The sequence below is a fragment of the Streptomyces sp. NPDC002619 genome, from assembly GCF_042889305.1.
GTDB lineage: Bacteria > Actinomycetota > Actinomycetes > Streptomycetales > Streptomycetaceae > Streptomyces.
The window spans coordinates 69,185-89,913 of sequence record NZ_JBIAQV010000006.1 but is presented as its reverse complement, the minus strand read 5'-3'; the positions used below and the strand labels follow the sequence as shown (position 1 = coordinate 89,913).

20 protein-coding genes are annotated in these 20,729 nt (G+C 71.7%); 14 read left to right on the top strand and 6 right to left on the bottom strand.

The features are described from left to right. Positions 1-17 precede the first annotated feature (17 nt). From rpmI to ACFYXB_RS13145, 9 genes are all read left to right on the top strand, one after another. A complete protein-coding gene (rpmI, locus tag ACFYXB_RS13185) occupies positions 18-212 on the top strand; it encodes a 50S ribosomal protein L35 (RefSeq protein ID WP_003977225.1) in 195 nt (64 codons plus the stop codon). Between the two features lie 97 nt (positions 213-309). Beyond that, positions 310-693, top strand: coding sequence for a 50S ribosomal protein L20 (gene rplT / locus ACFYXB_RS13180; RefSeq protein ID WP_189309714.1), 384 nt, complete (start codon positions 310-312; stop codon positions 691-693). A gap of 227 nt (positions 694-920) precedes the next feature. Beyond that, positions 921-1,769: a TrmH family RNA methyltransferase gene (locus tag ACFYXB_RS13175; RefSeq protein ID WP_389581115.1), complete on the top strand. Its 849-nt coding sequence runs from the start codon at positions 921-923 to the stop codon at positions 1,767-1,769. A 51-nt stretch (positions 1,770-1,820) separates the two neighbouring features. After that, positions 1,821-2,972 (top strand): ATP-binding protein, encoded by a 1,152-nt coding sequence (locus ACFYXB_RS13170; RefSeq protein WP_389581113.1) that lies wholly within the window; start codon positions 1,821-1,823, stop codon positions 2,970-2,972. Positions 2,973-3,098: 126 nt separating this feature from the next. Further along, complete coding sequence (gene pheS, locus ACFYXB_RS13165) at positions 3,099-4,223, top strand: phenylalanine--tRNA ligase subunit alpha (protein ID WP_389581110.1); 1,125 nt, start codon at positions 3,099-3,101, stop codon at positions 4,221-4,223. Then, a complete protein-coding gene (pheT, locus tag ACFYXB_RS13160) occupies positions 4,223-6,727 on the top strand; it encodes a phenylalanine--tRNA ligase subunit beta (RefSeq protein ID WP_389581108.1) in 2,505 nt (834 codons plus the stop codon). Before pheS ends, pheT begins: the two co-directional genes overlap by 1 nt. 169 nt (positions 6,728-6,896) lie before the next feature. Next, entirely contained in the window at positions 6,897-8,015 is a 1,119-nt protein-coding gene (locus tag ACFYXB_RS13155) for a PP2C family protein-serine/threonine phosphatase (protein ID WP_389581105.1), read from the top strand. A gap of 191 nt (positions 8,016-8,206) precedes the next feature. Then, positions 8,207-9,547, top strand: coding sequence for a transcriptional regulator (locus tag ACFYXB_RS13150; RefSeq protein ID WP_389581102.1), 1,341 nt, complete (start codon positions 8,207-8,209; stop codon positions 9,545-9,547). A gap of 57 nt (positions 9,548-9,604) precedes the next feature. Next, entirely contained in the window at positions 9,605-10,141 is a 537-nt protein-coding gene (locus ACFYXB_RS13145) for an NUDIX hydrolase (RefSeq protein WP_389581099.1), read from the top strand. Here the strand turns inward: ACFYXB_RS13145 and ACFYXB_RS13140 are convergent. Next, entirely contained in the window at positions 10,138-10,395 is a 258-nt protein-coding gene (locus ACFYXB_RS13140; RefSeq protein ID WP_389581097.1) for a hypothetical protein, read from the bottom strand. The genes ACFYXB_RS13145 and ACFYXB_RS13140 overlap by 4 nt on opposite strands. Before the next feature lie 194 nt (positions 10,396-10,589). Beyond that, a complete protein-coding gene (locus tag ACFYXB_RS13135) occupies positions 10,590-11,450 on the bottom strand; it encodes a 3-hydroxybutyryl-CoA dehydrogenase (protein ID WP_389581094.1) in 861 nt (286 codons plus the stop codon). A 165-nt stretch (positions 11,451-11,615) separates the two neighbouring features. On the opposite strand from ACFYXB_RS13135, the gene ACFYXB_RS13130 reads away from it, so the two are divergent. Continuing rightward, entirely contained in the window at positions 11,616-12,836 is a 1,221-nt protein-coding gene (locus ACFYXB_RS13130) for a glycoside hydrolase family 10 protein (RefSeq protein ID WP_389581092.1), read from the top strand. Position 12,837: 1 nt separating this feature from the next. Here the strand turns inward: ACFYXB_RS13130 and ACFYXB_RS13125 are convergent, their stop codons facing one another. Together ACFYXB_RS13125 and ACFYXB_RS13120 are read right to left on the bottom strand one after the other, a co-directional pair. Beyond that, positions 12,838-13,041: a DUF1918 domain-containing protein gene (locus ACFYXB_RS13125; protein ID WP_351365471.1), complete on the bottom strand. Its 204-nt coding sequence runs from the start codon at positions 13,039-13,041 to the stop codon at positions 12,838-12,840. A 12-nt stretch (positions 13,042-13,053) separates the two neighbouring features. Continuing rightward, on the bottom strand, positions 13,054-13,974 hold the full coding sequence (locus ACFYXB_RS13120; RefSeq protein WP_389581088.1) for a DMT family transporter: 921 nt from the start codon (positions 13,972-13,974) through the stop codon (positions 13,054-13,056). Between ACFYXB_RS13120 and ACFYXB_RS13115 the strand changes: the two genes are divergently transcribed. The 3 genes from ACFYXB_RS13115 (at position 13,973) to ACFYXB_RS13105 (ending at position 16,674) form a co-directional block, all read left to right on the top strand. Next, positions 13,973-15,406 carry a PLP-dependent aminotransferase family protein gene (locus tag ACFYXB_RS13115; RefSeq protein ID WP_389581084.1) on the top strand — a complete coding sequence of 478 codons (1,434 nt, stop codon included), beginning with the start codon at positions 13,973-13,975 and terminating at the stop codon, positions 15,404-15,406. The two genes, ACFYXB_RS13120 and ACFYXB_RS13115, sit on opposite strands and share 2 nt — an antisense overlap. 64 nt (positions 15,407-15,470) lie before the next feature. Beyond that, positions 15,471-15,977, top strand: a complete 507-nt coding sequence (locus tag ACFYXB_RS13110) for a GNAT family N-acetyltransferase (protein WP_389581081.1) — start codon at positions 15,471-15,473, stop codon at positions 15,975-15,977. A gap of 103 nt (positions 15,978-16,080) precedes the next feature. Further along, positions 16,081-16,674 carry a histidine phosphatase family protein gene (locus tag ACFYXB_RS13105; protein ID WP_351365483.1) on the top strand — a complete coding sequence of 198 codons (594 nt, stop codon included), beginning with the start codon at positions 16,081-16,083 and terminating at the stop codon, positions 16,672-16,674. Here the strand turns inward: ACFYXB_RS13105 and ACFYXB_RS13100 are convergent. Both ACFYXB_RS13100 and ACFYXB_RS13095 read right to left on the bottom strand, forming a co-directional pair. Beyond that, positions 16,656-17,108: a DUF6314 family protein gene (locus tag ACFYXB_RS13100; RefSeq protein WP_389581078.1), complete on the bottom strand. Its 453-nt coding sequence runs from the start codon at positions 17,106-17,108 to the stop codon at positions 16,656-16,658. The genes ACFYXB_RS13105 and ACFYXB_RS13100 overlap by 19 nt on opposite strands. A 148-nt stretch (positions 17,109-17,256) precedes the next feature. Then, positions 17,257-17,694, bottom strand: coding sequence for a carboxymuconolactone decarboxylase family protein (locus tag ACFYXB_RS13095; RefSeq protein ID WP_389581076.1), 438 nt, complete (start codon positions 17,692-17,694; stop codon positions 17,257-17,259). A gap of 383 nt (positions 17,695-18,077) precedes the next feature. Here ACFYXB_RS13095 and ACFYXB_RS13090 point away from each other — a divergent pair, with 383 nt between their 5' ends. Further along, complete coding sequence (locus ACFYXB_RS13090) at positions 18,078-20,726, top strand: YfhO family protein (protein ID WP_389581074.1); 2,649 nt, start codon at positions 18,078-18,080, stop codon at positions 20,724-20,726. Positions 20,727-20,729 lie beyond the last annotated feature (3 nt).

Below are 20,729 nucleotides of genomic sequence, written 5' to 3'. Positions count from 1 at the left end.
GAGGAGATAACGGCGCTATGCCGAAGAACAAGTCGCACAGCGGTGCCAGCAAGCGCTTCAAGATCACCGGCTCCGGCAAGGTGCTCCGTGAGCGCGCCGGCAAGCGCCACCTGCTCGAGCACAAGTCGTCCCGCGTGACGCGTCGCCTCACCGGCAACGCCGAGATGGCCCCGGGCGACGCCGCGAAGATCAAGAAGCTTCTCGGCAAGTGACGCACGGGCGCGCATGAGCGCCCAGCGCCAGGACCGGGACCCAGTCGTTTCCGGGCCGCGTGAGTCCAACCGCGGCCCCGCTACAAGGAGTTAACAAGTGGCACGCGTCAAGCGGGCAGTCAACGCCCACAAGAAGCGCCGGGCGATCCTCGAGCAGGCCTCCGGCTACCGCGGTCAGCGTTCGCGCCTGTACCGCAAGGCCAAGGAGCAGGTCACCCACTCGCTGGTCTACAACTACAACGACCGGAAGAAGCGCAAGGGCGACTTCCGTCAGTTGTGGATCCAGCGCATCAACGCCGCTGCCCGCGCCAACGGCATCACGTACAACCGCTTCATCCAGGGTCTGAAGGCCGCGAACATCGAGGTCGACCGCAAGATCCTGGCGGAGCTCGCGGTCAACGACGCGAGCGCGTTCGCCGCGCTCGTCGAGGCCGCGCAGAAGGCGCTGCCGGCGGACGTCAACGCGCCGAAGGCGGCGTGACGCTGCGCCGGGCTTAGGCCGACGTGAGTGGTCGGACCCGTGGGTTTTTTGCCTGCGGGTCCGTTGCGTTGTGTGGTGGCGGCCGGTTCGGCACCTCCCCCACTGCCTTGAGGGCGTGGGGGGACCCCAGGGTCCGCCGTCGTGGTGGATCGCCGCTGCGGCGGAGATGAGTTGCTGCGGCTGAAATCCGGGCTGCGGTGGAAAATTGGTAACCGAAGGTGAGTTGTATGGCCCCCGCCAGCCCCGAGCTGATCTCCCCCCGTTCCGCCCGCGTCTCCGCCGCCCGGCGGCTGGGGCGGCGGAACTTCAGGAGCAAGGAGCGGCTGTTTCTCGCCGAGGGGCCGCAGGCCGTACGGGAGGCGGCGGGGCATCGGGACACGCTCGTCGAGCTGTTCGCCACCGTCGAGGCCGCGGAGCGGTACGCCGACATCGTGGGCGAGGCACGCGACGCCGGCGCCCGGGTGCACCTTGCCGACGAGCAGGTCATCGCCGACATCTCCACCACCGTCACCCCGCAGGGCCTGGTCGGTGTGTGCCGGTTCGTGGACACCCCGTTCGAGGACATCCTCGCCGCGCGGCCCAGGCTCGTCGCCGTCCTCGCGCACGTACGCGACCCCGGGAACGCCGGCACCGTCCTGCGCTGTGCCGACGCCGCCGGTGCCGAGGCCGTCGTCCTCACCGACGCCTCCGTCGACCTCTACAACCCGAAGGCCGTGCGCGCCTCCGTCGGCTCGCTCTTCCATCTGCCCGTCGCCGTCGGTGTCCCCGTCGAGCGGGCCGTCGCCGGGCTCAAGGACGCCGGGGTGCGCATCCTCGCCGCCGACGGGGCCGGCCAGGACGATCTCGACGACGAGTTGGACAAGGGGACCATGGGCGGGCCCACCGCCTGGGTGTTCGGGAACGAGGCCTGGGGGCTCCCGGAGGAGACGCGCGCGCTCGCGGACGCCGTCGTACGCGTCCCCATCCACGGCAGGGCCGAGAGTCTGAACCTCGCGACCGCCGCCGCCGTATGTCTCTACGCGTCGGCCCGTGCACAGCGCGCCTCCGGAGGGTGCCGTTCCGTCACCGAGAGCTAGTAAGGTGACCAGCTCGGGGGCCCACGGCAGCTGAAGGGTGGGGTTACGGGGATGAGCGGCACGAGCAGTGCCCCGGGCGGGCGGGACGCACGGCGTGTGCCCGCGCCCCGGCACCATGATCCCGCCGGACCCGGCATCGACCCCGAGGAACTGCCCGACGGCCTGGTGATCGCCGACGAGGACGGGCAGGTCGTCTACTTCAACTCGGCCGCCGCCCGCATCACCGCCGTACGCCCCGAGGACGCCCTCGGACAGTACCTGGAGAAGGCCCTGCCGCTGGAGGACCTGGAGGGGCGGCGCTGGTGGCAGCTCACCGACCCCTACGGCGGGCTCGCCACCCGGGTCAGGCAGCCCGAGCGCAACCTGCTGCTGCCCGGCGGGCGGGAGGTCCTGGTGTCGGCGCAGTACATCCGCGGCGAGCCCACCGGGCCCGTCCGCCGTGTCGTCGTCTGCCTGCGTGACACCGAGGCCCGCCGCCGCACCGAGCGCAGCCACGCCGAGCTGATCGCCACCGTCGCCCACGAGCTGCGCTCCCCGCTCACCTCCGTCAAGGGCTTCACCGCGACGCTGCTCGCCAAGTGGGAACGGTTCACCGACGACCAGAAGCGGCTGATGCTGGAGACCGTCGACGCCGACGCCAACCGCGTCACGCGGCTCATCGCCGAGCTGCTCGACATCTCCCGCATCGACTCCGGGCGCCTCGAGGTGCGCCGCCAGCCCGTCGACATGGGCGCGGCCGTCGGACGGCACATCCAGGCGTACGTCGCCGCCGGGCAGCTCGCCGACCGGTTCCTGCTGCGCATCGAGCAGCCGCTGCCCGCCCTGTGGGCCGACCCCGACAAGGTCGACCAGGTCCTCAGCAACCTGCTGGAAAATGCCGTGCGGCACGGCGAGGGAACCGTCACCATCGAGGTCACGCCCGCGGCGTCCCCGCGCGAGACGGAGAACGCGGACAGCACGGACGACACGGCCACGTCGGTCACAGTGAGCGACGAGGGGTCCGGCATCCCGGAGGAATCCATGAACCGCGTCTTCACCCGCTTCTGGCGGGGCAGCAAACGCGGTGGCACGGGCCTCGGGCTCTACATCGTCAAGGGCATCGTCGAGGCCCACGGCGGCACCATCACGGTCGGCCGCGCCCCCGGCGGCGGCGCCGAGTTCCGATTTACGTTGCCCGCGGGCACCCCGGCGTATCTCGCCTGAGGCCCGCGGGCGCATTCGTCCACCTCAACCCCGTTAGACTCGGCCTTTGGCACCTATGTGTCCTGCACACGGCGCTGTCAGTCGGTGACGGGGACTTCAGCCAGCCAAACGGAAGCACGGGAAGAGATGTCGGCACCCAATAAGTCGTACGACCCTGTCGAGGTAGAGGCGTTGAAACCGGAAGAGATCGAGCGCATGCGGGACGAGGCGCTCGCCGCCTTCGCCGCCGCGACCTCCCTCGACGCGCTCCACGAGGCCAAGGTCGCCCACACCGGCCCCGCCTCTCCGCTGGCCCTCGCCAACCGCGAGATCGGCGCCCTGCCTCCGCACGCCAAGGCCGCCGCCGGAAAGCTGGTCGGCCAGGCCCGCGGCACCGTGAACAAGGCCCTCGCCGGCCGCCAGAGCGAGCTGGAGGCCGAGCGCGACGCCCGTGTCCTGGTCGAGGAGGCGGTGGACGTCACGCTGCCGTACGACCGTGTACCGCCCGGCGCCCGGCACCCGCTGACCACGTTCATGGAGCGGGTCGCGGACGTCTTCGTGTCCATGGGGTACGAGGTCGCCGAGGGCCCCGAGGTCGAGGCGGAGTGGTTCAACTTCGACGCCCTGAACTTCACCCCGGACCACCCGGCCCGGCAGATGCAGGACACCTTCTTCGTCGAGGGCCCCACGGGCGACCACGGCGAGTCCGGCGTCGTGCTGCGCACGCACACCTCGCCCGTGCAGGCCCGCTCCATGCTGGACCGCGAGCCGCCCGTGTACATCGTCTGCCCGGGCCGCGTCTACCGCACGGACGAGCTGGACGCCACGCACACCCCGGTCTTCCACCAGATCGAGCTGCTGGCCGTCGACGAGGGCCTGACCATGGCCGACCTCAAGGGCACCCTCGACCACATGGTCCAGTCGTTGTTCGGCTCGGACATGAAGACCCGGCTCAGGCCGAACTACTTCCCCTTCACCGAGCCGTCCGCCGAGATGGACATGCTCTGCTACGTGTGCAAGGGCGCCTCCGTCGGCAACCCCGACCGGCCCTGCCGCACCTGCTCCAGCGAGGGCTGGATCGAGCTGGGCGGCTGCGGCATGGTCAACCCGCGGGTGCTCGTCGCCTGCGGTGTCGACCCCGAGAAGTACAGCGGATTCGCCTTCGGGTTCGGCATCGAGCGGATGCTGATGTTCCGCCACAACGTCGAAGACATGCGAGACATGGTCGAGGGTGACGTCCGGTTCACCCGGCCGTTCGGGATGGAGATCTGATGCGGATCCCGCTTTCTTGGCTGCGGGAGTACGTCGACCTGCCGGCGACTCGGACCGGGCGCGACGTCCAGGAGAAGCTGATCTCGGTCGGCCTCGAGGTGGAGACCGTCGAACAGCTCGGCGCCGACCTCAAGGGCCCGCTCGTCGTCGGCCAGGTGCTGACCATAGAGGAGCTGGAGGGCTTCAAGAAGCCGATCCGCTTCTGCACCGTCGATGTCGGCCAGGCCAACGGGACCGGTGAGCCCCAGGAGATCGTCTGCGGCGCCCGCAACTTCGCCGTCGGCAACAAGGTCGTCGTGGTCCTCCCGGGCGCCGTGCTGCCCGGCGGCTTCGAGATCGCCGCGCGCAAGACGTACGGCAAGACCTCCCACGGCATGATCTGCTCCAGCGACGAGCTCGGCATGGGTGACGACGGCACCAAGGGCATCATCGTGCTGCCGCCGGAGACCGAGGTCGGCACCGACGCCATCGAGCTGCTCCAGCTCGTCGACGAGGTCCTCGACATCGCCGTCACGCCCGACCGCGGCTACGCGCTGTCCCTGCGCGGTGTCGCCCGCGAGGCCGCCACCGCCTACGGCCTGCCGCTGCGTGACCCGGCGCTGCTCGACGTACCGGCCCCTAACGCCTACGGCTACCCGGTCGAGGTCTCCGACCCGCTCGGCTGCGACCGCTTCACCGCCCGCACCGTCACCGGCCTCGACCCGGAGGCGCGCTCCCCGATCTGGCTGCAGCGCCGTCTGCAGAAGGCCGGCATGCGCCCGATCTCGCTGGCCGTGGACATCACCAACTACGTGATGCTCGAGCTGGGCCAGCCCCTGCACGCGTACGACCGCAATCGCGTCCAGGGCGCGATCGGTGTGCGCCGGGCCGAGGCGGGCGAGAAGCTCACCACCCTCGACGGCGTCACGCGCACGCTGGACGCCGAGGACCTGGTCATCACCGACGACCGCGGCCCGATCGGTCTCGCGGGAGTCATGGGCGGTGCCAACACGGAGATCGACGAGACGGACGGCACGACCACCGAGGTCGTCGTCGAGGCCGCCCACTTCGACGCGCTCTCCATCGCCCGCACCGCCCGCCGCCACAAGCTGGCCTCCGAGGCGTCCAAGCGCTTCGAGCGCGGCGTCGACCCGCAGGCCGCGTCCGCCGCAGCGCAGCGCACGGTGGACCTGCTCGTTCTGCTCGCGGGCGGCACGGCCGACGCCGGCGTCACCGAGGTCATCGCGCCCTCCGCACCGCACACCATCACCATCCCGGCCGACCACCCGGACAAGGTCGCGGGCGTCGCCTACGGCCGCGAGACCGTCGTACGCCGCCTCCAGGAGGTCGGCTGCGACGTCTACGGGCAGGACGAGCTCATCGTCACCGTCCCGTCCTGGCGGCCCGACCTCACCGACCCGAACGACCTGGCCGAAGAGGTCATCCGGCTCGAGGGCTACGAGAACCTGCCCTCCACGCTGCCCAAGCCCCCCGCGGGCCGGGGCCTGACCGACCGGCAGCGTCTGCACCGCCGCATCGGCCGCGCGCTGGCCGGCGCGGGCTACGTCGAGGCGCCGAACTACCCGTTCATCGGCGAGCAGATCTTCGACCAGTTCCACTTGGCCGCCGACGACCCGAAGCGCCGAGTCGTCAAGCTGGTCAACCCGCTCTCCGACGAGGAGCCCGCGCTCCGTACGACGCTGCTGCCCGGACTCCTCGGCGCCCTGCGCCGCAACGACGGCCGTGGCTCGCACGACCTGGCACTGTTCGAGACCGGCCTGGTCTTCCACCCGCGCGAGGAGCTGAAGGTCGCGGCACGTCTGCCCGTCGATCGCCGGCCCACCGACGAAGAGATCGCCTCCCTCGACACCGCGCTGCCCGAGCAGCCCCGGCACGCCGCCGTCGTCCTCGCGGGCGCCCGCGAGCAGGCCGGCTGGTGGGGCAAGGGCCGCCCGGCCGACTGGGCCGACGCCATTGAGGCGGCGCGTGTTCTCGCCCGCGAGACCGGCACCGAACTGACCGTCCGCAAGGGCCAGTACGGCCCCTGGCACCCCGGCCGCTGCGCCGAGCTGGTCGTCGTGCTGGACGGCGCGGAGCGGGTCATCGGGTACGCCGGTGAGCTGCACCCCGGCGTCCTGAAGACCCTGGGCCTGCCCGCGCGCACCTGCGCGATGGAGCTGGACCTGGACGTGCTGGAAGCGGCGAGTGCGGGACTGGTGAAGGGGCCGCACATCTCGACGTTCCCGGTGGCCACGCAGGATGTCGCGCTCGTCGTCGACACGGTCGTGCCGCACGACGACGTCGAGGCCGCGTTGCGTGAGGGTGCGGGTGAACTCCTCGAGTCCATCCGGCTGTTCGACGTGTACGAGAACGTGGAGCAGTTGGGCGAGGGGCGCAAGTCGCTCGCGTATGCGCTTCGCTTCAGGGCCGGGGACCGGACGCTGACGGTGGATGAGGCGTCGGCGGCTCGGGATGCGGCGGTTGCCCTTGCGGGCGAGCGTACGGGAGCTGTTCTGAGGGCCTAGTCGCCGCGGGGAACGGCTGGTCTACCTGCATAAATGCAGGGTGGCTCACTCGTTCGGGTGGCAACTTGGGATGATCCGGTCCTGCCGGGTCACGCCATCGACAGAATCGGACCGGCCTTTCGGGGTCGGTCCGATTCTGTTGTGTCAGGGCCTGTATGGGGGCATTGGCATGATCCGCATCAAGGCACGGGCACCCACCCGGCGTCTTCTCTCCCTGGGGCTCCCCACGGCCTGGGGCAGTGTGGCGATCACGTACAAGCTGGCCTGTCCGCTCGCCCAGCAGAACGGGCTCGGCGCGCGGATCGTCACCAGTGCCGTGTTCTTCGCCGTCGGCACCGGGCTCATCGTCCACGTCCGGCGCACCCTGCTGCGCGAGCTCCGGCAGATGCGCAAGGTCGCCGGCGCCGCGCAGAGCGTGCTGCTGCGGCCCCTGCCGCCACGGCTCGACGGCCTGGGCGTCGCCGCGGCCCAACTGTCCGCCGACCGGGGCGCGGCCATCGGCGGCGACCTGTACGAGGCGATAGCCACCGAACACGGCGTGCGGGTCGTGATGGGCGACGTACGCGGCCACGGCCTCGCCGCGCTCGGCACCGTCGCCGCCGTGCTCGGCAGCTTCCGCGAGGCGGCCCACGACGAGCCCGAACTCGCCGGTGTGTTACGGCGCTTGGAGCGGGCGCTCGCCCGGCACCTGCGCGAACGCGCTCGCGCCGAACACCCGTCGAGCTGCCGGGACCCCGACAACCCGGTGGCCGAGGAGTTCGTCACGGTACTGCTCCTGGAGATCGGCCGCGACGGACAGGTGAGCGCCCTCAACTGCGGCCATCCGTGGCCGTATCGGCTGGGCGGCCACGGAGTCGAGCCGCTGGCGCACACCGACCCCCTGCCACCCCTCGGCCCGTTCCCACTCCCGGCCGACCTGACCGCCGCACCCCGCGGTGAACTGCGCCCCGGCGAGTCACTGGTCCTCTACACGGACGGCGCGGAGGACGCACGGGACGCGCGGGGCCGTTTCTTCTCCCTGCCGGAAGTCCTGGCGGAGGCGGCACGTCCTCCCGCGATCTCACCGCAGACGATCCTGCGCAAGGTCTTCGCGGCCCTGCTCCATCACACGCGAGGCACCCCGACAGACGATGTCGCTGTTCTGATCCTCCGGAACGAACGGCAGAGGGCGAAGCGCAGCGAGCCCTCCAGGGGCGCGGGGCTGTCTCGATATGCGGCTCCGCCGCGTGGGCGCGACCAGCCCCCGCAACCCGCAGCCGACGACGCATCCTTAGCGGCACCCCCTTAGTCGCACGGCCAAGCCGCCGCTGTACGAGGGGGAGCCGGCGGCCCGGCCGGCCTCTTGCGAGGCAGTTCAGTCAAGCCGTTTCGACACTCTCCGCGACAGCGCGCGCACAGCGCGGATTCGCGTACTTCGTTCACACCCCGTGTGAAGGCGCTCGCACTACTCTGACGACACCAGGCCATTCGGGGGGCATCATGCAGCCCAACACTCTGCTCGACGCGATCCTGGACGAGGCGGGGATCTCGCACGCCGGTCTCGCCGCGCACGTCAACCAGGCGGGCCGGGCCCGGGGCCTCGCGCTTCGCTACGAACACACCGCCGTGGCACGGTGGTTGAAGGGACAGCGGCCCCGCGGTCAGGTGCCCGACCTGATCTGTGAGGTGCTCGCGGGTCGCCTGCACCGGCCCGTCACGCTCGACGACATCGGCCTCGGCATCCCGGGCGAGCCCTCGACTCCGCACGCCACTTCGCTGTCCGGCTTCGTCGAAAGGGCCACCGCCCTGTGGCGCTCCGACGAGCAGCAGCGCCCGCACATACTCGGCGCGCCCGCCGTCACCGGCACGCCCGCCGTGATGCCCGTGTGGGAGTGGGAGAACCCGCCCGAGGACGTGGACGTCTCGCGCGGCGGCCGGCACCGGGTCACCCCGGCCGACCTCGAGATGCTGCGCTGCGCCCGCACCCACTACGAGCAGATGTACCGCAAGGCCGGCGGCATGGCCACCCGCACCCGCATCGTCGGCTTCCTCAACGCCGAGGCGGCGCCGCTGCTGCGCGGCAGCTACACCGACGCGACCGGCCGTCAACTGCACCGGGCCACGGGCGGGTTGGTGGCGATCGCCGGCATCTGTGCGTACGACTCGGACGCGCACGGACTCGCGCAGCGCTACTTCCACCAGGCGCTCAGGCTCGCGAAGGCCAGTGGGGACCGGGGACTCGGTGCGTACGTCATCGCGCTGCTCGTCAACCAGGCGCTGTTCATGAAGGAGTGGCGGCAGGCCGTCGCCTTCGCGGAGGCCGCGCTGCGCGCCGCGGGCAAGCACATCACCCCGGCGCTCGCCTCGGACCTGTACGCGATGCAGGCCAAGGCGTACGCCCACCTCGGCGACGGCACGAGTGCGCTGTCCTGCATCCGGCGGGCGGAGACGGCGGCCGAACGCATCCGGCGCGGTTATGAACCCGACGAGACCGGCTATGTCCAGCCGGGCCTGGTCAACGTCCAGGTGGCCGAGGCGCTGCTCAGTCTCGGCGAACTGGCCGCCGCCCGGGAGCACGCGGCTGCCGCCGTGGACAACCCGGCGCACGATCGGGGCCGGGTGCACCGGCTGGCCATGCTCAGCACGATCGAACTGCGGCAGGGCAACGCCGACAAGGCGGTGGCCACGGCGGTGCAGATGGCCGAGCAGGCCCGGGGAATGGAGTCCCAGCGCCTGCGCGACAGACTGCGCGCGGTACGCGAGCACCTGGTGCGCAGCGGCTCGGCCGGAACCGCCGAAGCCGCCGAACTCATCGACGGGGCACTGCGCGTACCGCTGTAGGACACACAAGGCTGCTGCTGCGATATTGCCACTTACTCGGCGGAAGGTGGCAGAACCGTGCAGTGGACGAAACTGAACGAACAAACCGTGTATGCAAATCGCTGGTTCAGCGTCAATCTCGCAGATGTCGAGCTGCCGGACGGCCGGCACCTCGACCACTTCCTGATACGGCTGCGGCCGGTGGCCGTGGCCACGGTGGTCAACGACGCCAACGAGGTACTCCTCCTGTGGCGCCACCGCTTCATCACGGACAGTTGGGGGTGGGAACTTGCCGCGGGCGTCGTGGAGGACGGCGAGGACATCGCGAGCGCGGCCGCGCGGGAGCTCGAGGAGGAGACCGGCTGGCGGCCGGGGCCCCTGCACCACCTGATGAGCGTGGAGCCGTCCAACGGCCTCACGGACGCCCGGCACCACATCTACTGGGCCGGCGAGAGCACGTACGTCGGGCATCCGGTGGACGACTTCGAATCGGACCGCCGGGAATGGGTCCCCCTCAAGCTCGTCCCCGACATGGTCGCGCGTGGCGAGGTCCCGGCCGCCAACATGGCAGCCGCGTTACTTCTGCTGCACCATCTCAGGCTCGCCGACGGTTAGCGGGCCAGCGCCTGCCAGATCGTCACGACGAGTGCTCCGACAGCCGTGAGGGCGGCGACGGACGGGAGCGGCCAGCGCGTGTGCTCGAGCGAGTGCATGCGGCTGTTCAGCTCGTCCAGTTCCTTGGCGGCCTCCTCGGTGCGATGGTTGAGCAGGGCCAGTCCTCCCTCGACTCGGGCGTACGCCACGTCGAGGCGGCGACGTAACTCTGCGAGTTCTCCATGGGCCACGAGATGCTCGGGATCGGCGGTCACGGGTCCACTCCTCTCTGTAGTCACATGTGGTTGTTCCACATCCCTTGCATGCGCATCAGGAGTCAACTCGCCTGGTGGGCGCGAGGGGAGCGTGTGCGAGCGGCATATGCGGGCCCGGCGCGCACACGGCGTGTGAAACGCGTGGACCCGGCACCGAATGCGGTGCCGGGCCCACGGAGCGTCGCTTCTCGTAATCAGCCGTAGGTGTAGAACCCCGAGCCGGTCTTGCGGCCGAGCCGGCCGGCCTCGACCATGCGCTGGAGCAGCGGGGGAGCGGCGTACAGCGGCTCCTTGTACTCGGCGTACATCGAGTTCGCGATGGAGACGATGGTGTCCAGGCCGATCAGGTCGGACAGCTTGAGCGGGCCCATCGGGTGGGCGCAGCCCATCTCCATGCCGTTGTCGATGTCCTCGCGGCTGGCGATGCCCGACTCGAACATGCGGATCGCGGACAGCAGGTAGGGCACGAGCAGCGCGTTGACCACGAAGCCGGAGCGGTCCTGGGCGCGGATGGCGTGCTTGCCCAGCACCTTCTCGGCGAAGACCTGGGCGCGGCTGAGCGTGCCCTCGGACGTGGTGAGCGCCGGGATCAGCTCGACGAGCTTCTGCACCGGGGCCGGGTTGAAGAAGTGGATGCCGACCACGTGGTCCGGGCGGGAGGTGGCGACAGCCAGCTTCACCAGCGGGATGGAGGAGGTGTTGGAGGCCAGGATCGCGTCCGCGCGGGTCACCACCTGGTCGAGGACCTGGAAGATCTCGGTCTTGACCTGCTCGTTCTCGACGACGGCCTCGATCACCAGGTCGCGGTCCGCGAACTCGCCGAGGTCGGTGGTGAAGCTGAGGCGCGCCTGCGTGGCGTCGCGCTCCTCCTCGCTGATCTTGCCGCGTTCGGCGGCCTTGGCCAGGGAGTTGAACAGCCGGGTACGGCCGAACTCCAGGGCCTCGCCGGTGATCTCGGCGACTTTCACGTCCAGGCCGGCGCGGGCGCACACCTCGGCGATGCCGGCGCCCATCTGGCCGGAGCCCACCACTCCGACGCGCTCGATGTCGGTCACATCGTCCCCTTCGCTGGTCTACGGCTCGCAGGTCCTCCGGATCCGGTGCCTGCTCCGATCGTGCACGTTACTCCCAAGTATCGATGATCGATCGTCCGGGTCGGGGCATCCTGGGGCGCGGAACGATCCGTGACGGAGCGGATCCGGAGCGTATGGGGTGTGCGGATGGGGCGAATGTCACGCCGGGCGTTCACGGTGGCGGGGCTGTCCACGCTGATGATGGCGCAGGGCGCGACGGCCGTACCGCGGCGGCGGGCGGCGGCCGAGATGCGGGGCGTGTGGGTCGCGACGGTCAACAACCGCGACTGGCCCTCGCGCACCGGTCTGACCGCGGCCCAGCAGCGCACGGAGCTGATCGCCCACCTGGACCGGGCGGTCCGTGGCCGGCTCAACACCGTGATCTTCCAGGTCCGCCCCACGGCCGACGCCCTGTGGCCCTCGCCGTACGAACCGTGGTCCCAGTTCCTCACCGGCACCCAGGGCAGATCCCCGGGCTGGGACCCGCTGGGCACCGCCGTCACGGAGGCCCACGCACGCGGGCTCCAGCTGCACGCCTGGTTCAACCCGTACCGCATCGCCAACCACACCGACCCGCGGCGGCTGGTCGCCTCGCACCCCGCCCGCAAGCACCCCGACTGGGTCGTGCCGTACGGCGGCAAGCTCTACTACAACCCGGGGCTGCCGAAGGTCCGCGCGTTCGTGCAGGACGCGATGCTCGACGCGGTGGCCAGATACCCCGTCGACGCCGTCCACTTCGACGACTACTTCTATCCGTATCCGGTCGCGGGACAGAGCTTCGACGACGACGCCGCGTACGACACCTACGGCGGGTCCTTCACGAACCGGGCCGCCTGGCGGCGCGACAACATCAACCGGCTGGTGAAGGAGACCGCCGCGCGCATCAGGGAGGTCAGGCCCGGCACGCGGTTCGGGATCAGCCCCTTCGGGGTGTGGCGCAACGCCGCGACCGACTCACGGGGCTCGGACACCCGGGCGGGCGTCCAGACGTACGACGATCTGTACGCGGACACCCGTGCCTGGGTTCGCGACAACGTGATCGACTATCTCGTCCCGCAGGTGTACTGGAACATCGGGTTCGCCGCCGCCGACTACACGAAGCTCGTGTCCTGGTGGGCGGGCGTGGCGAAGGGCACGGGGACGAGGCTCTACATCGGCGAGGCGCTCTACAAGGCGGGCGCGGCCGGGCAGCCCGCCGCCTGGAAGGATCCGGCGGAACTGTCCCGGCACCTCACCCGTGCCGCCGCTCACCCCGAGGTGAGCGGGCACGTCTACTTCGCCGCGCAGGACGTGGCGAAGGACCCGATCGGTGCGATGGCACGGGTCATCGCCGACCACTACGGGCAGCCGGCGACTGCCCCGCGCTGATCTACTGGGCCTGGGTCTGCTGTTCCCGGTGCCGGACCTCGCAGTCGGCCCCGGGGGACATCACGGCCTCGTGCCCGTCCGGGAAACGGACGCGGTAGGGCGGGTTGCCCTCCGTGCCCATCACTTCGACGACTTCCGTGACCTGGTCGTGCTGGCCAACCACCCTGCCGTGCTGGACAAGGCGGTCGCCCACGGTTGCGCGCATCTGGGGGCCTCCTCACGAACGCGATCGTTGCGTGACGGCGATGCACACGAGCACTGCGGCGGCGGTCAGGGGAGCGGCCGCCGTGAGGTGCTCGCCCAGGAGCAGCACCGACCACACCAGTGTGAGCAGCGGCTGGGCCAACTGCAACTGGCTGGCCCGGGGAATGCCGATTGCGGCCATGCCCCGGTACCAGACGACCAAGCCGAGGAACTGGGAGCCCGCCGCCACCCACAGCAGTCCGGCCACGGCGTGCCCGGTCAGCCGTACGGGTTCGTACGACAGGGCCAGCGCGGCGGCCGGGACGGTCAGCGGCAGGCACAGCACCAGCGCCCAGCCGATGACCTGCCAGCCCGGCATGACCCGGGCGAGCCGGCCGCCCTCGGTGTATCCGCCCGCACACACCAAGAGGGCTGCGAACAGGAACCCGTCGGCGGCCGTGAGCGCGCCGCCGCTCTGCCGCACGGTGAAGGCCAGGACCGCGGCCGCGCCCGCCAGGGCCGCCGTCCAGAAGGTGCGGGAGGGGCGGGTCCCCATGCGCAGGGCGGAGAGCAGCGCGGTGGTCAGCGGGAGCAGGCCCACGACGACGGCGGCGTGCGCCGTGGTCGAGGTCTCCAGAGCGAGCGTGGTCAGCAACGGAAAGCCCAGGACGACGCCGGAGGCCACGACGGCGAGGGCCGCCCAGTGCCGGCGCTCGGGCAGCGGGACGCGCAGGACGAGCAGGCAGCCGCCCGCGATCAGCGCCGCGAGGACACCGCGTACGGCCACCAGGGTCCAGGGGCCGAAGCCCTCCAGGCCCCAGGCGGTGGCCGGGAAGGTGAGGGAGAAGGCGATGACGCCGAGGGCGGCCTGGAGGGTGCCGACGCCGGTGTGCTCGCGGCGGGGGCCGGTGACCGCTATCGGGGTCGCGGTAGTAGCGCTACTCTGTGCTCTCATGCACGAGCGTAGCAGTGTGGGCGAACTGGCGGACCGGCTGCGAGTGGAACTCGACCGCTACTCACCGGGTGGAAAGCTCCCGTCGAGCCGCGTGCTCGTCGAGCGGTTCCGGGTGAGCCCGGTGACGGTCTCGCGGGCCCTGGCGCGGCTCGCGGCGGAGGGGCTGGTGGTGACCCGGCCCGGCGCCGGGGCGTTCCGTGCCCGGCTACGCGCCACGCCCGCGCCCGCCGGGGACACCTCCTGGCAGGAGGTCGCGCTGAGCGCCGACGGCGCCGCCGATCTCGTCCCGCGCACGGTCGACGCGTCCGGGGTCACGGTCTCGCTGGCCGCGCCGCCGCCCGGGGTGCTGGAGTTCAGCGGCGGCTATCTGCACCCCTCGCTGCAGCCCGAGCGGGCGATGGCGGCGGCGCTGGCGCGGGCCGGGCGGCGGCCCGGTGCCTGGGGGCGGCCCCCGATGGAGGGGCTGCCGGAGCTGCGCGAGTGGTTCGCGCGCGGCATCGGCGGCCCGGTGAACGTGGCCGAGGTGCTGATCGCCGCGGGTGGCCAGTCGGCGCTCGCCACCGCGCTGCGCGCCCTCGCCCCGCCGGGGGCGCCGGTGCTCGTGGAGTCGCCCACGTATCCGGGCATGCTGGCCATCGCCCGCGCGGCCGGTCTGCGCCCCGTGCCCGTCCCCGTGGACCCCGACGGGGTGAGGCCGGACCTGCTCGCCGACGCGTTCCGGGCCACCGGCGCCCGGGTGTTCGTCTGTCAGCCCCTGTTCCAGAACCCGACCGGCGCCGTGCTCGCCCCCGAGCGGCGCGGTGAAGTGCTGCGCATCGCGCGGGAGGCGGGCGCGTTCCTGGTGGAGGACGACTTCGTACGGCGCCTGGTGCACGCGGACGCCGGGCCGCTGCCGCGTCCGCTGGCCGCCGACGATCCGGACGGCGTCGTCGTCCACGTCGGCTCGCTCACGAAGGCGACCTCGCCGAGTTTCCGGGTGAGCGCCCTGGCCGCGCGCGGGCCGGTACTGGAACGCCTGCGCGCCATCCAGGTCGTCGACACCTTCTTCGTCCCGCGCCCCCTGCAGGAAGCCGCACTCGAACTGGTGGGCTCACCGGCCTGGCCCCGCCATCTCCGCGCCGTATCAGCGGAGTTGAAGAACCGCCGCGACGCCCTGACCACCGCGCTGCGCCTCCACCTGCCCGAACTGGCCCTGCCCCACGTCCCGTCCGGCGGCTACCATCTCTGGCTCCGCCTCCCGGACGGCACGGACGACTCGGCACTGACGGCGGCGGCCCTGCGCACCGGGGTGGCGATCACCCCCGGCCGCCCCTACTTCAGCGCCGAACCCCCGGCCCCGCACATCCGGTTGAGCTTCGCGGCGGTCGCCGGGACGGGAGAGCTCACGGAAGGAGTACGACGCCTGCGGACGGCGTACGAGGAACTGCTCTGACGCGCGGTGGCGGTGGGGCGGAATCCGTTCGACCGGCGGCCGATCCGGCTGGCAGGATCCCGGCATGAGTGACACACCTGATCTTCCCGAGGGATACGAACTCTCCGCCGACACCGGGCGGGTCGACGTGGAGCGAGTGCACCGCTGGCTGTCGACCGACGCCTACTGGGCGATCGGGCGGGACCGTGACAAGCACGAGCGGGCCATGGCGGCGTCGCTGAACTTCGGGGTGTACGACACGGCCTCGGGGGAGCAGGTGGCGTACGCGCGCGTCGTCACCGACCGGGCGCTGTTCGCCTGGCTCGCCGATGTGTACGTCGATCCGTCGGTGCGCGGGAAGGGCGTCGGCACGGCGCTGGTCGGCGGTGTGCGCGAGTATCTGCGGGCGTACGGGCTGCACCGCGTGCTGCTCGCCACGCACGACGCGCACGGTGTGTACGAGAAGCTCGGCTTCGCGCCGCTGGAGCGCCCGGACCAGTGGATGGCGCTGTACTACGAAACCCAGGACGAAACCCCGGAAAAAGCCTCGGGTGAACCCCGACCGACCCCGACTGACACCGTTTTCGGATGACTTGTCCGGCAGTTCCTGACTTACGAGTAAGGTTTCGTACACCCCCGGTAACGCAGCGTCAAAGCCCCTTGACCTGTGTTCTCGCGCGGCACACCATCACCGCATGCAACTTCGGGTCACGTTCGTCGCCGCCGCGCGCAGCTCACCGCTGCTCGCGGAGCGCTTCGAGGACGACCGGCCGCTGGACGAGGCGGGCTGGGGGGAGGTGCAGCACGCCGCGGGGGACCTGCTGCCGCTGGCCGCCGCCGAACTGCGCTACTGCTCGCCCACCCCGCGCAGCCGCGCGACCGGCGACGCCCTGGGCTACGCACCACTGGTGCAGCTCGCCCTGCGCGACTGCGACATGGGCCGCTGGCGCGGGCTCACGCTCGGCGAGGCGATGGCCCGCGAGCCGGCGTCGGTGGACGCCTGGCTCGCCGACCCGCGCTCCACACCGCACGGCGGCGAGTCGCTGCTGGCGTTCATCTCGCGGGTCGGCGGCTGGCTCGACACCCGCCCCGCCGACGACGGCGGCTGGATCGTCGCCGTGGCGGAACCCTCCGTGATCCGCGCCGCCCTGGTCTACGTCCTCAAGGCCCCGCCGGCGACGTACTGGAACATCGACGTCCGCCCTCTGTCCACGACCACCGTCACCGGCCGGACGGGTCGCTGGAACCTGCGCTTCGACGGCGCCCGGCCTCAGCGCACGCGCGCGTAGTCCGTGACGAGCACGAGGTCCTTCGCGGGACCGGCCACGCGCCACACCGTCCGCCAGTGGTCCGCGTCCCGCACGATGAACTCGCCCCGGTAGAGGTCCGCGGAGCACGGGTGGTCGGCGACATACCGCCCCGAAGTCAGGTCCAGGTCGTGGAAGTACCGCCCGTCGGCAAAGCGGACGTCGGCCGTGCCCACCGCCGCCCCCGGCAGGAAGCGCAGCGTGCGCTCGGCGGGCCGGGACACACCCCGCCAGGTGAACGAGCCGGACTCCTCGTGCAGCAGCCCACCGCCGGGCAGCGCCCGGAAGTCGGTGGCACCCGTGAAATACCCCTCGTCGCCGCTCATGAGATCCCGCACGACACGCGCCACGCGCCACCGCCCGGCCAGATGCGCCAGCACGTCCGGTACGGGCCAGAACTCCTCGCCCGTCGTCACGCCCGGCCGTCCGGAGAACCGGTGACGAACCCCAGGACCACGGTCGGCCCGCCGAACAGGGCCGAAGAGGGCAGCAGCACACGCATACGTCGACTTTACGTCCACGGACGCGGGTCCATACCGGCGGACGCCGGCACCGTCCGGGGGATCAGGCGGAGGCCGCCGCGTCCGGTGCGGGCCGCTCTCCCACCGGCAGTAGTCCGCGCTCGGCGAACACCTTCTTCGCGGCGAAGGTGGCGTTCAGCGCCCTGGGGATGCCGCAGTAGACGGCGGAGTGCAGCAGCGCCTCGGTGATCTCCTCGGGGGTGAGACCCACGTTGAGTGCCGCGTTCACGTGCACGTCCAGCTGAGCCTCGCAGCCGCCCAGCGCGGTGAGCATGCCCAGGGTGACCAACTGGCGGTCGCGCGGGGCGAGTCCGGGGCGGGAGTAGATCTCGCCGAAGGCCCAGGCGACGGTCTGGTGGCCCAGCTCGGGATTGATGTCCGCGAGCGAGTCGACGACCCGTTGTCCCGCCTCGCCGTCCACTGTCCGCAGAACCTCCAGGCCGTGCGCGAAACGCTCTTCACGCGTGGTGCTCTCGCTCACGTCGGTCCCCTTCGGGTTCGGGAGAGATCAATCCGTTCGGACAAGGACCGTAGGACTTGGAGAACGCTCCAGGTCAAGCCCGCTCGTCGATCATCCTCGGAAGGACTTCTGGGCCGCGCTGATGTCGTTTTACTTTTCGGACACTCTTACGACGTCTGTTGTTTTCCTGAAAGTCGCCATTCCTCTTCCGAAAGTGCGCTCTTGCGGAATTCGGTCCACCACTTTTCGGCACGTGGACAACCATTCGGAAAGCTGGCCCGTCTAACTCGGCGAATCGGAGAAACGCGGGGAGTGACACCCCCGGACGAGACGCCATGCGTCGCGATGTCGCTGGGGGCACGGAAAGAATGGAACGTACGGCCGCGCCCGGACAGGAACAGGGTGTGAAAGCCCCCGTCCGTCCGGAGCCGAAGACCGTAGTCGCCGCAGTCGTACCGCGCGCGCCCGGCCGCCCCCCGTGGGTCGCCGGCCTGCTCGCGGCGGTCATCACCGTCACCGCGTTCTGCGCCGCCGACATCGTTGCCCGCAGCTACCCCTTCGGCCCCCGCACCCGCAGCGTCAACGACCTGGGCAACCAGTACGTGCCGTTCCACGCCCACCTGTGGGACCTCCTGCACGGCAGGGCCGACGGCGGTCTCCTCGTCAACTGGCAGTCCGGGTACGGGTCCTCCTTCCTCCCCGACCTCGGCACCTACCTCGGCAGCCCCTTCGCCCTGCTCGTGGCGGTGTTCCCGCGCGACGAGATCGACCTCGCCGTGTATGTGATCACCGTGCTCAAGACGGCGTGCGCCGCTGCCGCCATGGCCTGGCTGCTGCTCACCCTGCGCCGGGGCCGCTGGTGGGCGGCCGGCCTGCTGGGCGCCTCGTACGCCCTGTGCGGCTGGAGCGTGGCCGTCGCCGCGTACAACCCGATGTGGCTCGACGGTCTCGTCGCGCTGCCGCTGCTGTGCCTGGTCGGTGAATGGGCGCTGCGCGCACAGCGCCCGGTGCTCGGTGTGCTCGTCGTCGCGCTCTCCTGGACCGCGAACTTCTACACCGCCTACATGGCCACCCTCGGCGCGGGCCTCGTCCTGCTGCTGCGACTGCTGCTCGCCGACCTCCCACGCCGCAGGGCGCTCGCGGCGGCGGGCCGGGCCGCCCTCACCGTCGCCCTGGGGATGGGCCTGGCCGCACCGCTCGTTGCGGTGGTGTTCTTCGGCACCGGGCACGCCTACCCCGGCCGGGAGGGCCACTTCGTCCCGGTGGCCGCCAAGGACCTGCTGGCCCGGCTGCTGCCGACGACGTACAGCTACGGCTCGCCGGCTGTGTACGTGGGCCTCACGGCCCTGCTCCTCGCCCTCACCCTGCCGTTCCACCGGGCGGTGCCCCGGCGGGTGCGCGCCGGGTGGACGCTGCTGGTGGCCGGGGTGCTGCTGTCGATGCAGTGGGCGCCGACCCAGCTGGTCTGGCACGCCTTCGCCACTCCGCAGGGCAGCCAGTACCGGCAGGCGTTCGTCCTGTGCGCACTGCTGGTGATCGCCGCCTGGCACGCGCTGGCATACGGCCCGCCGGACCGGCGCGCGCTGGGCGCGGGTGCCGCGCTGCTCGTCCTGATCGTCGCCGGCGCGAGCCGCAGCACCTTGGTACACCGGTACACCTGGCTGGTGCTGCTGCTCGCGGCGGCGGGCGCACTGGCCGGGCTTGCCCTGCTCGGCCTGCGGGACAGAGGGAGCCGGACCGCGCCGGTCCCCTCCTGGCTCCGGGGCGGCGGACGCCGTACCGCACTGACCGCGATCGCTGCCGTACTGCTCGTCGGCGGGCAGCTCGGCGAGACCGTCGCCACGTCCGCCGTGGCCACCCGGCTGCGGCTCGGGCACATGGACGACTACGCGCCCTGGGGGGAGCGGCAGGAGGTGCAGGCGGACGCGATCGCGAGGGCCGACGGCTGGCCCCGGTACCGCACCGACCCGGGCCGCGAGCAGACCGTCTCCAACGATCCGCTGATGGTCGGCGGCCAGGGCGCCCAGTACTACAGCAGCCTCACCTCCGATGTCCTCGGCCGCACGCTCACCGCTCTCGGTGACGGCTGGACCTCGCACGGCCGCAGCCTGCAGAGCCTGGACAACCCCGTCACGGACGTGATCTTCTCCGTCGGCGCCCGGGTGCACTCCCCGCCGGACCCGCACCAGACCTGGCAGCCCCGGGACAGTGGCCCGGTGACCGTGTCCCGGCAGGACGTACCGCCCCTGGTCACGGTGCACCCGGCCGCCGGGAGCACCGCCGCCTTCGGCCCGTCGCCGTACCGCAACCAGGAACTGCTGCTCGGCGCCCGGGTCTACACCGTGCCCCGTGCGACGGTGCGCACGAGCGGCGGAAAGCCACCGCAGCGCGGCGACGCCCAGCACCCGGGGCTGCTCGTCACCGCCGCCGCGACCGGCGCACAAAAGCCGACGATCACGGCGAGCTGCCCGGCCGGAACCGACGTATACCTGTGGGCGCCGCATTTCTCGGGCTCGGCGCGGCTCGCGGGCGGCGAGGACGGGAAGTTCCGGTCGGACGCCCTGGGCGCCAAGATCGCCGTGATGCGGCGGCTCGGCACCGTCCCGGCGTCCGGGCGGGTGCGGATCGAGCTGTCCCCGGACCGCTCGAGCCGCGTCCCGGACGGCGCGGTCGGCTGCCTGGACACCGCCCGGCTGCACACCGCCGCCGCCCGGCTCGCGGCCACCGGCGCCACGAAGGTGACCGTCTCCGACGGCACCCTCCACGCCGAACTCCCCGCGGGCAGCAGGGGAACCGCGGTCGTCGCGGCACCCCGGATCGCGGGCTGGCGCTGCGCCACGGGCGACGCTCCCGCCGTACCCGCGGCAGACCGCCACGGGCTGATCGCCGTCCCCCTCGACGGCTCCTCGACCAGTCTGACCTGCACTTTTCATCCACCGGGACTGCGGCTGGGCGGGGCGGTCGGCGCCGCCTCCCTGCTCGCCCTGATCCTGCTCGGCACGCTCACCGCCGTCCGCCGACGGCGGGCGACCGGGCCGCCCACCATCGCCTGACCG

Excerpts from the sequence above, each read along its gene's own strand:
- ACFYXB_RS13175 (WP_389581115.1), top strand. The coding sequence starts at position 921 with ATGGCCCCCGCCAGCCCCGAGCTGATCTCCCCCCGTTCCGCCCGCGTC.
- ACFYXB_RS13170 (WP_389581113.1), top strand. The coding sequence starts at position 1,821 with ATGAGCGGCACGAGCAGTGCCCCGGGCGGGCGGGACGCACGGCGTGTG.
- ACFYXB_RS13155 (WP_389581105.1), top strand. The coding sequence starts at position 6,897 with ATGATCCGCATCAAGGCACGGGCACCCACCCGGCGTCTTCTCTCCCTG.
- ACFYXB_RS13110 (WP_389581081.1), top strand. The coding sequence starts at position 15,471 with ATGAGTGACACACCTGATCTTCCCGAGGGATACGAACTCTCCGCCGAC.
- ACFYXB_RS13150 (WP_389581102.1), top strand. The coding sequence starts at position 8,207 with ATGCAGCCCAACACTCTGCTCGACGCGATCCTGGACGAGGCGGGGATC.
- rpmI (WP_003977225.1), top strand. The coding sequence starts at position 18 with ATGCCGAAGAACAAGTCGCACAGCGGTGCCAGCAAGCGCTTCAAGATC.
- ACFYXB_RS13115 (WP_389581084.1), top strand. The coding sequence starts at position 13,973 with ATGCACGAGCGTAGCAGTGTGGGCGAACTGGCGGACCGGCTGCGAGTG.
- ACFYXB_RS13105 (WP_351365483.1), top strand. The coding sequence starts at position 16,081 with ATGCAACTTCGGGTCACGTTCGTCGCCGCCGCGCGCAGCTCACCGCTG.
- ACFYXB_RS13130 (WP_389581092.1), top strand. The coding sequence starts at position 11,616 with ATGGGGCGAATGTCACGCCGGGCGTTCACGGTGGCGGGGCTGTCCACG.
- ACFYXB_RS13125 (WP_351365471.1), bottom strand. The coding sequence starts at position 13,041 with ATGCGCGCAACCGTGGGCGACCGCCTTGTCCAGCACGGCAGGGTGGTT.
- pheT (WP_389581108.1), top strand. The coding sequence starts at position 4,223 with ATGCGGATCCCGCTTTCTTGGCTGCGGGAGTACGTCGACCTGCCGGCG.
- ACFYXB_RS13120 (WP_389581088.1), bottom strand. The coding sequence starts at position 13,974 with ATGAGAGCACAGAGTAGCGCTACTACCGCGACCCCGATAGCGGTCACC.
- pheS (WP_389581110.1), top strand. The coding sequence starts at position 3,099 with ATGTCGGCACCCAATAAGTCGTACGACCCTGTCGAGGTAGAGGCGTTG.